Source organism: Pantoea folii (assembly GCF_056678875.1).
On sequence record NZ_JBWXON010000011.1, the window covers coordinates 40,431 to 54,067 of the forward strand.

Below are 13,637 nucleotides of genomic sequence, written 5' to 3' on the forward strand. Positions count from 1 at the left end.
ATCAATTTATAAAACCAATAGCCCTTTTAAACGCACGGTTTCTGCCACCAAAATCTTCATCTGTGTTGCGTATCGCAACACCGTAGAAACCAAGCCGCTACAATGCTGCAACACTTTCGCTTAGGCATGAGGTTACCAATGCAGGGAAATTCAGCCGCGTCTGCCGTTAATACCAACCCGCTGTTAAGCGACTCCTGGTTTCGTAGCCAGCTGTATGGTCTCGACCGCACCGCCGATGATTTTCCTCGCGTCCGCCAGGGTGAGCTGGCTGATGTGCTGGCCAGTAATGCCGGGCTACAACAATTCGCCCAGCCAGTGATCAAACAGCTGGCGCAGAAACTGGCGGAAAAACAATCTGTGGTAATCCTTTCTGATGCCACCGGTTTGGTACTGAACACCTTTGGCGATATGCAATCGATGGAGAAAGCGCAGCGATTCGCCCTCGCCCCTGGCAATTTGTGGAGCGAATGCGGGCGCGGCACCAATGCGATTGGCACCGCGCTAGCGATTGACGATGGCTGTGAAATTGAAGGCCAGCAACATTTTCTCACCTTGAATCAGGGGCTCTACTGCGCCGCCATGCCGTTGCAGATGCCCAACGGCCAGATTGCCGGCGTGCTGGATATCTCTGGCCCGGCACACTTTCCGCATCCGCAAACGTTTCAATGGGTCAAAGCCGCCGCTAAACAGATCGAGTATTTGTGGGTTAAGCAAAGCCTGCATCCCCAACAATGGTTGATGAGCCTGCACGTTGAGCCGCACGGCATTGATACCAGTGATGAGTTGCTGCTGGTGTTCTCCGATAATGTGCTCACCGCCGCAAACCGCCTGGCGATGCGTGAACTCAATCTCACCACCGGGCAGTTGGGCACCCTGACATTCCAGCAGCTGTTTGATCAGCTCGAACAGCAGGCCAACACCATTCCTTTACCGATTCATTTTGCACAACAGCGCTACTACTTCCGCCTGCGCGCTCCGCACCGCACGCATTTCGCCACACCGAGCGAACCCGCCGCCGATCTCCCCTTCTCGCTGGGTCGTGATGGCGAGAAAATGGTACGTCTGATGAATGCCGGTGTGTCATTGTGCATTCACGGTGAAACCGGCAGCGGTAAAGAGTATGTCAGCCGTGCGCTGCATCAGCAGAGTCGCTGGCGTGATGGGAAGTTTGTCGCCATCAACTGTGCTGCCATTCCGGAAGCGTTGATTGAATCAGAGCTATTTGGTTATCAGCCTGGCGCCTTTACCGGGGCCAGCAAAAATGGCTACATCGGTAAAATCCGCGAGGCGGATGGTGGCGTGCTGTTTCTTGATGAAATTGGAGATATGCCGCTGGCGCTACAAACCCGTTTGCTGCGCGTGCTGCAAGAAAAAGAGGTCGCGCCGCTCGGTTCCAGTCGCAGCTGGCCGGTGAATTTTGCCGTGATCTGCGCAACGCACCGTGATTTGGCGCAGCGTGTGGCCGAGGGCGAGTTCCGCGAGGATCTTCTCTATCGCTTGCAGGAATTTTCCATGACCATCCCGCCGTTGCGTGCCTGGCCTGATATCGAAGACTTTATTGGTCGGTTGTGGATTGAGCTGGGCGGCGCAGATCGCGATATCCAGCTTTCTCCCGCCTTGCTGGCATCGCTGGCACAATTGCCATGGCCGGGCAACGTGCGGCAATTACGCAGTCTGTTGCGCGTGCTGCTGGCGTTGGCGGACGAAGGGGAAGAAGTCACTGATGTGCATTTGCCAGCCGAATATCGTCGAGCAGCGGCGGTGCAAGCGGAAGATAAGCAGAGCCATGATGAGCGGCTGATTAGCGAAACGCTCCAACGCTTCAATGGCAATATCAGTAAAACGGCGGAGGCATTAGGTGTCGCGCGCAGCACGCTCTATCGTCGTGCCGCACGCGACAAACGCGATTAGTCGCGGAAGTTCTTGAACTGGAAGGGCTGACCAAGGTTGCCACCGCGCACCAGCGCCATCGCACCCTGCAAATCATCACGTGATTTACCGGTCACGCGCAGCTCTTCACCCTGAATCTGCGTTTGCACTTTCAGCTTGCTGTCTTTAATCAGCTTCACCAGCTTTTTAGCGATATCGCTTTCGATACCCTTTTTCAGCTTGGCTTCTACGCTCCAGCTTTTACCGCTGTGAATGATCTCTTCTGGCACTTCAATCGCTGCGCCTTCAATGCCGCGTTTCAGCAGCTTTTCACGCAAAATATCCACCAGCTGTTTAACCTGAAAATCAGATTCGCTGGTGATTTTGATGGTCTCATTCTTTTCGTTAAGCTCAATGCTGGCGCTCACGTTGCGGAAATCGAAACGGGTTGAGATTTCACGGCTGGCATTCTCCACCGCATTACGCACTTCCGGCAGTTCGACTTCGGAAACGATATCGAAAGATGGCATCTTTTCTTCTCCTGATACTAAAGTGACATGCATAATACGCGTCTTATGGCGCTAATTAAACACGATACGCGGAAAGCTATACTTAACGATGTCGTGAAATTGAGAACCCGTCAGCGGGAGGCAAAATGAAAATTACCGTGTTGGGTTGTGGCGCCCTGGGTCAAATTTGGCTCGCCGCGCTCGCACGTCAGGGACATGAGGTTCAGGGCTGGTTGCGCGTGCCGCAGCCCTATTGCTCGGTGAACGTGATTGACCCGCAAGGACAGGTCAGCAATCACACGTTTATCGCCAACGATCCGCTGTTTCTTGCCGAAAGCCAGCTGTTGCTGGTGACACTAAAAGCGCCACAGGTTTCCCCGGCGGTCAAAAACCTGCAAAGTATCCTGCCTGCTCATGCTGCCATTTTGTTATTGCACAATGGCATGGGCACGCTGGAAGAGCTGAAGGAGTTGCAGCAACCGCTGCTGCGCGGCATTACCACTCACGCGGCAATGCGTGATGGCACGGTGATCAAACACGTCGCGCAGGGCATCACGCATATCGGTCCCACCGGACGTGAAAGTGCCGCGATGAGCGATATCGCCGATATCCTGCACCAGGCGCTGCCGGACGTGGCCTGGCACGACAACATTGCATCTGCCAGCTGGCGCAAACTGGCGGTGAACTGCGTGATTAATCCGCTTACCGTTGAACACGATTGCCAGAACGGTGCCCTGCGCGCCTGGCCGCAGCAGATTGCCAAGCTCTGTGAAGAAATTGCCTGGGTGATGGAACGTGAAGGCCAGCACATTGCGGTCGATAACCTGCGCGACATCATCTATGACGTCATCGACAGCACCGCAGCGAACACCTCCTCAATGTTGCAGGATGTGCGCGCCCAGCGCCTGACAGAAATTGACTACATCACCGGCTACCTGCTGCGCCGCGCTCGCGCGCAGGGCATTGCGCTGCCGGAGAACACCCGTTTGTACGATCTGATTAAACGCAAGGAGTCCCAATATGAGCGCGACCGCATCGGTTCTGGTTTGCCTGGCACATGGCAGTGAAGAGATTGAAGCTGTCACCACTATCGATCTGCTGGTCCGCGCGGGCTTAAGCGTCACCACCGCCAGTGTCGAAAGCGATGGCACGCGCGAGATCGTCTGCTCACGCGGCGTGCGCCTGCTGGCCGATGCGCCACTGGTTGAGGTGGCGGATAACGATTATGACGCCGTGGTGCTGCCCGGCGGCCTCAAGGGCGCAGAGACCTTCCGTGACAGCCCACTGCTGGTGGAAACCGTACGCCAGTTTCATCTGGCAGGGAAAATCGTTGCCGCGATTTGTGCCGCACCTGGCACGGTGCTGATTCCGCACGATCTGTTCCCGGTGGGCAATATGACCGGCTTTCCTGGCTTGCGCGACACCATCCCTGACAAACACTGGATGGATCGCCGTGTGGTATGGGATCCGCGCGTCAACCTGCTATCCAGCCAGGGTCCAGGCACTTCGATTGATTTTGCACTGAAGCTGATTGATCTGCTGGTGGATAAAGAGAAAGCGCGTGAAGTGGCGTCACAGTTGGTATTAGCGGCGGGGATTTATAACTATCAGGAATTTGAAGAGCGTGAATAACCGCATTGTCATGCAGTAGAAAGCACTTAACGGTAGCGGCGCAATGTATTGCGCATGTCACAGTGGCAAGGTGCCGAGTGTGACACGCGCGATGAATCACGCCGTTACCAGGTTATCACCGTTACGGACGATAGACCTTCACGTTTTTAAAACCTTGCTCATGCAGATACAGCGCCTGCAAACGGCTCATCACGCCGCGATCGCAATACAGCAGCCAGGTTTTGTTCTGATCCAAATCGCCAAACTGTGTGCTCAATTTGTAGAACGGCAGAGATTTCACATCCACGCCTTCCAGCGCCAGCGGTGATGCCTCTTGCTCATCCACAGAACGGATATCCAGCACCACATCATCTGCGGTGAACGAGACCACCGTCTCCACTTCCACCACTTCTTCCTGTGCCTTCTCCGCAATCTCGCGGATATCGATGTTGCTGGCTTCCTGCACCATGCGATTGAGGATCTCGAAATCGAAGTTTTGCTCTTCCGCTTCGATCTTCGCTTTCACCGCTTTTACCGTTGGGCTTTTCGAAATCACACCGCAATATTCCGGCATAGTTTTGGCAAAGTCTTCGGTGCCGATATGGCGCGCCAAATCGATGATGTGCTCTTTATCATGCGAGATCAGCGGACGCAGGATCAGGGTATCCGAGGCGTTATCAATCAGACGCAGGTTGGTCAGTGTCTGGCTCGATACCTGCCCCAGCGCTTCACCGGTCACCAGCGCCTGTACGCCGTAGCGCTCAGCGACCATGGACGCTGCACGCACCATCATGCGCTTCAGCACCACGCCCATCTGGCCGTCGTCCACTTTCTCTAAGATCTCGCCCACCACCGGCTCGAAGTTGATCGCCACAAAGCGCACGCGATGCGAACGACCAAAACGTTGCCACAGATAATGCGCGACCTGACGGACGCCGATTTCATGCGCGGCACCGCCGAGGTTGAAGAAGCAGTAGTGCACGCGGCAACCACGACGCATCAGCATATAACTGGAGACGCCGGAGTCGAAGCCGCCAGAAATCAGCGACAGCACATCTTCTTGCGTCCCGATGGGGAAACCACCCAGCCCTTCATAACGGCCGGTGATCAGCAGCAGACGATCGTCTTCGATCTCAAGGTTGACCGTCACATCAGGATTTTTCAATTGCACGCGTGCAGTCTCAATGTGCTGATTGAGACCGCCACCCACGTAACGCTCAACCTCAATCGAGCTGAAGCTGTGTTTGCCACGACGCTTCACGCGCACGCAGAAACTTTTCCCTTCCAGACGTTCGCGATTCAGTGCCAACGCCTGCTCGAAGATATCGTGCATATCGGTGTAAGGCTGATCCTCAACCTCCAGTACATGGTGAATACCGGGAATACGCGTCAGTTCATCAATAACGACGGTACGCAGTGCTTCTTTTTTAGCGCGTACTTCAATATGGTCCCAGTGACGCACCACGGCGATTTCGTCGTCGACAGTACGCAGGGTATTGCGGATGTTACCGGTCAGGATCTTGATAAAGCGCAGACGCACCGACTGACTTTTGATGGTGATTTCAGGGAAGAGCTTAATGATAAACTTCATGGCGACACAGCTTCGTTGGGCAAATAAGTGCTAAAACCATCGGCACTTAACTGGTAAAATCATATAATTACGGGTAACGCAGAAGCGCCCGCATCCGAGGCGCAAAATTATACCACCTTTGTCAGATGACCGCTTCTGCAACCGCAATCACATTCATTATTTTGCTAATTAATCCTCGTCGGCTACCATGACCGATTGCAAGATGATTCCTAACCTGTGAGTCGACACTGATTATGCCGAAAAAAGCCGAAGCGCCAGCCAGTTTTGAAAGCGCATTACAGCAGCTGGAACAAATCGTCAGCCGTCTGGAAAGTGGTGAACTGCCGCTGGAAGAAGCGTTGAACGAATTTGAACGCGGCGTACAGCTGGCACGCACCGGTCAGCAAACCCTGCAGCAGGCTGAACAGCGCGTGCAGATCCTGCTCAGCGATGACAAAGATGCCGCGCTCGCGCCGTTCACGCCGGAAAGTGACTGATGGATTTCGCCAAATTACTCAACGCGTATCACGAACGCGTCAATCTGGCGTTGACACGCTTAATAGATCCACTTCCTTTTCAGAGTTCTCCTCTGGTGCAATCCATGCAATATGGGGCACTATTAGGCGGTAAGCGTCTGCGTCCATTTTTGGTTTACGCCACGGGCGAGATGTTAAAGGCCGATGCGGCCAGCCTGGATGCCCCGGCCGCTGCCGTAGAGTGCATTCATGCTTACTCTCTGATTCATGATGATCTGCCCGCGATGGATGACGATGCGTTACGTCGCGGACAGCCAACCTGCCATATAAAATATGGTGAAGACACAGCAATTCTCGCTGGTGATGCGTTGCAAACCCTGGCGTTTTCGATTCTGGCCGATGAGCCGATGCCCGGCGTCAGCCCGCAAGATCGCATTGCGATGATCTCCGAACTGGCTCATGCCAGCGGTGTGGCAGGCATGTGCGGTGGCCAGGCGCTGGATCTCGCCGCAGAAGGCAAGCACATCGACCTCGCCCAGCTCGAGCAGATTCATCGTCATAAAACTGGCGCTTTGATTCGCGCTGCAGTGCGTCTTGGCGCATTGACGGCGGGTGAACGTGGCCGTGCGGCACTTCCGGTCCTGGATACCTACGCCAACGCCATCGGACTGGCGTTTCAGGTGCAGGATGACATTCTTGATGTGGTGGGCGATACCGCGGTACTGGGCAAAACTCAGGGCGCGGATCAGGCATTGGGTAAGAGCACTTATCCGGCGCTGATGGGACTGGATAATGCCCGCAGTAAAGCGTGGGATCTTTATCAGGAAGCACTGGGCGCGTTAGAGATTCTGGCGGCGCAGTCCTACAACACCACCGCATTGCAAGCACTGGCAAGCTTCATAATTGAACGCGATAAATAACTTTCATAATGAGTCTCTGATGAGTTTTGATATTGCAAAATACCCGACACTGGCATTAGCGAGCACGGTTCAGGAATTACGTTTACTACCGAAAGAAAAACTTCCGGTACTGTGTGACGAGCTGCGTCAGTATCTGCTGGATAGCGTGAGCCGATCCTCCGGCCACTTTGCTTCGGGTCTGGGCGTCGTCGAACTAACAGTCGCGCTGCATTATGTTTATAACACCCCGTTTGACCATCTGGTGTGGGACGTTGGTCATCAGGCCTATCCGCACAAAATTCTGACCGGACGCCGCGATCGTATCGGCACTATCCGCCAGAAAAATGGCCTGCATCCCTTCCCGTGGCGCGGCGAAAGTGATTACGACGTATTGAGCGTCGGTCACTCATCGACCTCGATCAGCGCCGGATTGGGCATGGCGGTTGCCGCTGAGCGCGAAGGCAAAGGACGTCGTACTGCCTGTATTATTGGCGATGGCGCTATTACCGCGGGCATGGCGTTTGAAGCCATGAACCACGCAGGCGATATCAAACCTGACATGCTGGTGATCCTTAACGACAACGAGATGTCGATCTCAGAAAACGTTGGCGCACTCAACAATCGTCTGGCCCAGATTCTCTCTGGCAAAACCTACTCACGCCTGCGCGAAGGCGGCAAGCGTGTATTGGGCGGACTGCCGCCGATCAAAGAGCTGGTGAAGCGCACCGAAGAGCACCTGAAAGGCATGGTGGTGCCGGGCACGCTGTTTGAAGAGCTGGGCTTTAATTACATCGGTCCGGTTGATGGCCACGATGTGCTGACGCTGGTGAGCACGCTGAAGAATATGCGTGACCTGAAAGGCCCGCAGTTCCTGCACATCATGACCAAAAAGGGCAAAGGCTACGCGCCTGCCGAAAAGGATCCCATCGCCTGGCATGCGGTACCGAAGTTCGATCCGGCCAGCGGTTCCCTGCCGAAAAGCGCGCCAGGCCTGCCGAGCTACTCGAAGATTTTCGGTAGCTGGCTGAGCGAAATGGCGGCGGACGATACGCGTTTAATGGCGGTGACGCCGGCGATGCGTGAAGGTTCTGGCATGGTCAGCTACTCTCGTGATTATCCGCAACAGTACTTTGACGTGGCGATTGCTGAACAGCATGCGGTGACCTTTGCTGCAGGTATGGCGATTGGCGGTTATAAGCCGGTGGTGGCGATTTATTCCACCTTCCTGCAGCGCGCTTACGATCAGCTGATTCACGATGTGGCGATCCAGAAACTGCCGGTGCTGTTCGCTATCGATCGCGGCGGCATTGTTGGCGCTGATGGGCAAACGCATCAGGGCGCATTTGATATCGCCTTCCTGCGCTGTGTGCCCGAAATGGTGATCATGACGCCAAGCGATGAAAACGAATGCCGCCAGATGCTTTACACTGGCTATCACTATCAGGCGGGTCCAAGTGCAGTACGCTATCCGCGCGGCACGGGCACTGGTGCCACGCTGGAGCCGTTGGCCAGTCTGCCGCTGGGCAAAGGCATTGTGAAGCGCCGTGGTGAAAAGCTGGCGATCCTCAACTTCGGTACGCTGTTGCCTGAAGCACAGGCTGCCGCTGAAGCGCTGAACGCCACGCTGGTAGATATGCGTTTTGTGAAGCCACTGGATGAAGCCTTGATTGCCGAACTGTCCACCAGCCATGATTCGCTGGTGACGCTGGAAGAAGGCGCGATCAAAGGCGGAGCCGGTAGCGGCGTCAACGAATACGTGATGGCGAAACGTCTGCGCGTGCATGTGCTGAACCTCGGCCTGCCAGATGAATTTATTCCGCAGGGCACGCAGGAAGAAGTTCGTCAGGATTATCAGCTGGATGCCGCCGGTATTCAGCAGCAAATCACTGACTGGCTGGCACAGTAATCCCCTCCCCGCTCCTGCTGCTATGCTTAGGGCATTCCTAACGCATAAGAGCAGGAGCTCCCATGAAAACCATTCGTTTAGGCCAAACCGACTTACAGGTTTCGCGTCTCTGTTTAGGCTGCATGACTTACGGCGATCCGATGCGCGGCAATCACGCATGGACCCTGCCCGAAGAGAGTAGTCGACCGCTGATCAAACAGGCGCTGGACGCTGGCATTAACTTTTTCGACACCGCCAACAGCTACTCCGATGGCAGCAGTGAAGAGATTGTCGGACGTGCGCTGAAAGATTTCGCCCAGCGCGATCAGGTTGTTGTCGCCACCAAAGTCTATTTCCCGCTCAGCAACCTTTCTCAGGGCCTGTCACGTCAAAACATCCTGCAATCCATCGACGATAGCCTGACGCGTCTCGGCATGGAGTATGTCGACCTGCTGCAGATTCACCGCTGGGATTACGACACGCCGATCGAAGAGACGCTTGAGGCGCTGAATGAGGTGGTGAAATCGGGTAAAGCGCGCTACATCGGCGCTTCTTCGATGCATGCTGCACAGTTCGCTCAGGCGCTGGATCTGCAAAAGCAGAATGGCTGGGCACGTTTTGTCAGTATGCAGGATCAATACAACCTGATTCAGCGTGAAGAAGAGAACGAGATGCACCCGCTGTGTGAACGTGAAGGCATCGCGGTACTGCCGTGGAGCCCGCTGGCGCGCGGCAAATTGACACGTCCATGGGGCGAAACCACCGCACGTTCGGTATCGGATAACGTGATGGAAAAACTCTATACCGGCACCGAAGAGAACGATGCGGCGATTGCAGAGCGTCTGGCGACCATTGCCGCCGATAAAGGCGTGACGCGTGCACAGGTGGCACTGGCGTGGCTGCTGCATAAACCGGTGGTCACAGCCCCGATTATCGGTGCATCGCGCGAGCAGCAGTTTGCAGAGTTGGTTAAAGCAGTGGATGTGGAGCTGAGTTCAACGGATATCGCCGAGCTGGAGACGGTATATCAACCGCATCCGGTTGTAGGATTCGAGTAATGATTTAACAGCCCGCATCCTGCGGGCTATCCTGGCAGACTCGTTCCGTTCAGCGCTGCGGATTGCCAGCCCCTGAACGGCACCAGCTTGCTCTGAAGCTTTGGTGCGCATTATGACAGAGGGCACGTGAGTTAGGCGCATCTGCCGAATTAAAGCACCAGCCCCAATCCATACAAAATCACGGCGGAAATCACGCCCGCGATAATGTCATCGACCATAATGCCCATGCCGCCATGCACGTTCTGATCGAACCAGCGAATCGGCCAGGGTTTCCACATATCAAAGATGCGGAAGATGACAAACCCGGCCAGCACCCACTGCCAGCTCATCGCTGGGATCGCCATCAGCGTAATCCACATGCCGATAAACTCATCCCAGACGATGCTGCCGTGGTCGTGCACACCCATGTCTTTCGCTGTGCGATGGCACAGATAAACGCCCACGCTAATGCCAATCAGTACCAGCAGCGAATAGATCTGCAACGGCAGAAAGGTCATCAACCACCAAAAGGGAATCGCGGCAATCGAACCGGCAGTACCCGGCATGATCGGGCTCAGGCCACTGCCAAAACCGATTGCCAGAAGATGCCATGGATTGCTCAGGCGCAGGCGGCTTTTCGCCACATCTTTACTTCGCATTAAAGTGATCAAATCCCTTGTGATTAAAGCTCCGCGGCTTGCCGTTTTCCAGCAGCGTCAACCCATCAGCTTCAGGCGCAATCTGCCCGATGCAGGTGTAAGACACGCCAAGATGAGCCAGCGCCACGTCCAGCGCACCACGATTCACTTCCGGCACGGTAAAGCACAGCTCGTAATCTTCGCCGCCGCTTAAGGCCCAGGTCAGCACCTGTTCCGGCTCAAAATGATCGCGCAAGGCCGCGGACAGCGGCAACGCTTCCAGATTGAGGCGCGCACCGACACGGCTCGCCGTGAGAATATGGCCGAGATCGGCAATCAAACCATCGGAGATATCGATCGCCGAGGTCGCCAGATTGCGCAGCGCCTGGCCCTGCAATACACGTGGCATCGGGCGCAGATGGCGCTTGATCAACACTTCATGGACAGCCGGATCGTTCAGGCGATGACGATGTTGCAGTAGCGACAGGCCAGCCGCGCTGTCACCCAGCGTCCCGGTAACAAAGATCCAGTCACCCGGTTTAGCACCCGAACGCTTCAGTGCGCGTCCTGTCGGCACCAGACCGTGAATACCCAGCGTCAGGCTCAGCGGTCCGCGCGTGGTATCACCACCAATCAGCTGCATATCGTAATAATCCAGCAGCTCAAACAGGCTATCGCTGAATGCGGCCAGCCAGCTTTCATTCACTTCAGGCAAGGTAATCGCCAGCGTCAACCACGCCGGATCGGCACCCATTGCCGCCAAATCACTGAGATTCACGGCCAGCGCTTTGTAACCCAGATCGGCAGGATGGATATCACGCAGGAAGTGCACGCCTGCCACCAGCGTATCGGTGCTAATGGCCAGCGTCTGTTTTTCGGGCACGTTCAGTAACGCACAGTCGTCACCAATTCCCTTCTCCACATCGCGGCGGGAGCTGGTAACGCGGTTAAAATAACGTGCGATCAGTTCGAATTCACCACAGGACATAAGTCAGGTCTCAATGAGAAAAAGGCCGGTAAACCGGCCTTTCGCATTTATTTTTTATTGGGTCGAATTTGTGGGGCTGCTTTATCCAGCACGCCGTTGACAAACTTGTGGCTGTCTTCAGCACCAAATACTTTGGCCAGTTCGATGCCTTCGTTGATGGCCACTTTATAAGGCACATCAGAGCGCTTGCTCAGCTCATACAGCGAAAGTCGCAGGATGGCTTTTTCTACCTGGCCCAGCTCTTCCAGCTGACGTGACAGGTAAGGCTTCATCAGACCGTCCAGGTACGCGCTGTTAGTCGCCACACCGGCCAGCAATTCGCGGAAATAGCTAATATCGACGTCTTTGACGTCTTGTTCCGCCAGAAACTGGTATTCCACATCGGCAATGTCGTTCTGGGACAGCTGCCAGGAGTAAAGCGCCTGGACAGCGCACTCACGGGCGCGACGACGAGCAGCAGGTTTCACAAAATTCCCCTTCCAAAAATCAGGCTTTGATGGCTTTCAATACGTTAATCATTTCGAGTGCAGTCAGGGCCGCTTCGGCGCCTTTATTACCTGCTTTAGTGCCGGCGCGTTCAATCGCCTGCTCGATGTTTTCGGTGGTTAACACGCCGAAAGTCACCGGAATTTCGCTGGTCATCGCCACGTTGGCAATGCCAGAACTGGCTTCACCTGCCACATATTCGAAGTGGGCGGTGCCGCCACGGATCACGGTTCCCAGCGCCACGATCGCGTCGTGCTTACCGGCTTTCGCCAGTGCGCGCGCTGCCAATGGCAGTTCGTAAGCGCCTGGAACCCAAACCACAGTGATGTTTTCTGCTTTGACCTGGCCAATACGCTTCAGCGCATCAACCGCGCCATCCAGCAGGCTGTCATTAATGAAGTTGTTAAAACGCGCAATAACGATGGCAATGTGAGCATCAGGCGTGGCAACAGGAGCTTCGATAACTTTCATACATATCCTTTGGGTGTTTGATTTATGGCCCCGCAGAAGGGGGCGGATTCTATCATACTCTTCGGCGACGCGCTCAGGCTTTTCAGTCGGTGCTTAAGCGGGCGTCAGGGTCAGTCGCAGGTCCGCGCCAACCTTGCGTACGTCACTAAACTTCAGCTCTGGCGCATCGGACAATTGTTCCAGTCCAGGCAGTTCACACAGGCCGCGCGCCGCATTGCCCAGCAGCTTTGGCGCCACGTAGACAATCAGCTCGTCAACCAGTCCAGCCTGTAACAGTGCCCCCGCCAGACTGGCGCCAGCTTCAACCCACACCGAGTTAATCTGACGCTGGCCGAGTATCATCATCATCGCTACCAGATCCAGTTGCTCTCCGCGCAGCGGCACCGCAATCTGGCTGACGCTGTCCGGCCAGGCATGCTGATCGGCTTCAGTACGCATCAGCCAGGTTTCGCCAGGTTGTGCGATCAGACGGTGTTGTGGCGTGACACGCTGCTGGCTGTCGATCACTACTCGCACCGGTTGGCGCAGCGTGGCTTCATCGAGTTGCTGACGCACATCCGCGTTAAGCTCATTCCAGCGCACGGTCAGTGAGGGATCATCCGCCAGCACAGTGGCACTGGAGGTAAGAATAGCCGAACTCTGGGCACGTAATTGTTGCACATCGCGCCTTGCCGCCGCCGAGGTGATCCATTGACTTTCGCCACTGGCCATCGCGGTGCGCCCATCAAGGGATGCGCCGAGTTTGAGCTGAATCCACGGGAAGCCAGTGCGCATACGTTTCAGAAAACCACGATTCAATGCTTCAGCTTCGCTCATCATTAAGCCGTGGCTGACTTCAATCCCAGCCTGCTGCAAACGATACAATCCACGCCCCGCCACTTGCGGGTTTGGGTCCTGCATTGCCGCCACCACGCGACTGACGCCCGCAGTGATCAACGCATCGCAACACGGCGGCGTGCGGCCATGATGGCTGCAGGGTTCCAGCGTGACATAAGCCGTCGCGCCTTTAGCTTTTTCACCCGCCATACGCAGCGCGTGCACTTCCGCATGCGGCTCACCGGCACGGTGATGCCAGCCTTCGCCGACAATCTCGCCGTCGCGCACAATCAAGCAGCCAACATTAGGATTGGGTGTGGTGGTAAAACGTCCGCGACGCGCCAGTTCCAGCGCACGCGCCATGTAGCGTTCGTCAGTCATG

14 protein-coding genes are annotated in these 13,637 nt (G+C 55.6%); 7 read left to right on the forward strand and 7 right to left on the reverse strand.

What is annotated here, in order from left to right:
• The first annotated feature begins 138 nt into the window (after nucleotides 1-138).
• Nucleotides 139-1,911 (forward strand): sigma-54-dependent Fis family transcriptional regulator, encoded by a 1,773-nt coding sequence (locus AC1MDE_RS13950; RefSeq protein ID WP_479401103.1) that lies wholly within the window; start codon nucleotides 139-141, stop codon nucleotides 1,909-1,911.
• On the opposite strand, the gene AC1MDE_RS13955 is transcribed toward AC1MDE_RS13950, so the two are convergent.
• Nucleotides 1,908-2,399: a YajQ family cyclic di-GMP-binding protein gene (locus AC1MDE_RS13955; protein WP_034831052.1), complete on the reverse strand. Its 492-nt coding sequence runs from the start codon at nucleotides 2,397-2,399 to the stop codon at nucleotides 1,908-1,910. The genes AC1MDE_RS13950 and AC1MDE_RS13955 overlap by 4 nt on opposite strands.
• A 125-nt stretch (nucleotides 2,400-2,524) precedes the next feature.
• Here AC1MDE_RS13955 and panE point away from each other — a divergent pair, with 125 nt between their 5' ends.
• Complete coding sequence (panE, locus tag AC1MDE_RS13960) at nucleotides 2,525-3,445, forward strand: 2-dehydropantoate 2-reductase (RefSeq protein WP_479398082.1); 921 nt, start codon at nucleotides 2,525-2,527, stop codon at nucleotides 3,443-3,445.
• Nucleotides 3,399-4,010 carry a protein deglycase YajL gene (gene yajL, locus AC1MDE_RS13965; RefSeq protein WP_097117495.1) on the forward strand — a complete coding sequence of 204 codons (612 nt, stop codon included), beginning with the start codon at nucleotides 3,399-3,401 and terminating at the stop codon, nucleotides 4,008-4,010. The genes panE and yajL overlap by 47 nt, the downstream gene beginning before the upstream one ends.
• A gap of 121 nt (nucleotides 4,011-4,131) precedes the next feature.
• Here the strand turns inward: yajL and thiI are convergent, their stop codons facing one another.
• Complete coding sequence (gene thiI, locus AC1MDE_RS13970) at nucleotides 4,132-5,580, reverse strand: tRNA uracil 4-sulfurtransferase ThiI (RefSeq protein ID WP_058961438.1); 1,449 nt, start codon at nucleotides 5,578-5,580, stop codon at nucleotides 4,132-4,134.
• 233 nt (nucleotides 5,581-5,813) lie between these two features.
• Here thiI and xseB point away from each other — a divergent pair, with 233 nt between their 5' ends.
• The 4 genes from xseB (at nucleotide 5,814) to AC1MDE_RS13990 (ending at nucleotide 9,877) form a co-directional block, all read left to right on the forward strand.
• Complete coding sequence (xseB, locus tag AC1MDE_RS13975) at nucleotides 5,814-6,056, forward strand: exodeoxyribonuclease VII small subunit (RefSeq protein ID WP_479398081.1); 243 nt, start codon at nucleotides 5,814-5,816, stop codon at nucleotides 6,054-6,056.
• Complete coding sequence (ispA, locus tag AC1MDE_RS13980) at nucleotides 6,056-6,955, forward strand: (2E,6E)-farnesyl diphosphate synthase (protein ID WP_058961439.1); 900 nt, start codon at nucleotides 6,056-6,058, stop codon at nucleotides 6,953-6,955. Before xseB ends, ispA begins: the two co-directional genes overlap by 1 nt.
• 19 nt (nucleotides 6,956-6,974) lie before the next feature.
• Entirely contained in the window at nucleotides 6,975-8,840 is a 1,866-nt protein-coding gene (gene dxs, locus AC1MDE_RS13985; protein WP_480344747.1) for a 1-deoxy-D-xylulose-5-phosphate synthase, read from the forward strand.
• A gap of 62 nt (nucleotides 8,841-8,902) precedes the next feature.
• Nucleotides 8,903-9,877, forward strand: a complete 975-nt coding sequence (locus tag AC1MDE_RS13990) for an aldo/keto reductase (protein WP_058961441.1) — start codon at nucleotides 8,903-8,905, stop codon at nucleotides 9,875-9,877.
• 149 nt (nucleotides 9,878-10,026) lie between these two features.
• Here AC1MDE_RS13990 and pgpA read toward each other — a convergent pair whose 3' ends face one another.
• The 5 genes from pgpA to ribD form a co-directional block, all read right to left on the reverse strand.
• The gene (pgpA, locus tag AC1MDE_RS13995) at nucleotides 10,027-10,515 is read right to left on the reverse strand and encodes a phosphatidylglycerophosphatase A (protein WP_058961442.1); all 489 of its coding nucleotides are present in this window, start codon (nucleotides 10,513-10,515) and stop codon (nucleotides 10,027-10,029) included.
• Nucleotides 10,505-11,482 (reverse strand): thiamine-phosphate kinase, encoded by a 978-nt coding sequence (gene thiL, locus AC1MDE_RS14000; protein WP_058961443.1) that lies wholly within the window; start codon nucleotides 11,480-11,482, stop codon nucleotides 10,505-10,507. The genes pgpA and thiL overlap by 11 nt, the downstream gene beginning before the upstream one ends.
• Before the next feature lie 47 nt (nucleotides 11,483-11,529).
• On the reverse strand, nucleotides 11,530-11,949 hold the full coding sequence (nusB, locus tag AC1MDE_RS14005) for a transcription antitermination factor NusB (RefSeq protein WP_034831034.1): 420 nt from the start codon (nucleotides 11,947-11,949) through the stop codon (nucleotides 11,530-11,532).
• A 19-nt stretch (nucleotides 11,950-11,968) separates the two neighbouring features.
• Entirely contained in the window at nucleotides 11,969-12,439 is a 471-nt protein-coding gene (gene ribH / locus AC1MDE_RS14010; protein WP_034831031.1) for a 6,7-dimethyl-8-ribityllumazine synthase, read from the reverse strand.
• A 93-nt stretch (nucleotides 12,440-12,532) separates the two neighbouring features.
• Nucleotides 12,533-13,636, reverse strand: coding sequence for a bifunctional diaminohydroxyphosphoribosylaminopyrimidine deaminase/5-amino-6-(5-phosphoribosylamino)uracil reductase RibD (ribD, locus tag AC1MDE_RS14015; protein ID WP_479401106.1), 1,104 nt, complete (start codon nucleotides 13,634-13,636; stop codon nucleotides 12,533-12,535).
• Between the last annotated feature and the right edge of the window lies 1 nt (nucleotide 13,637).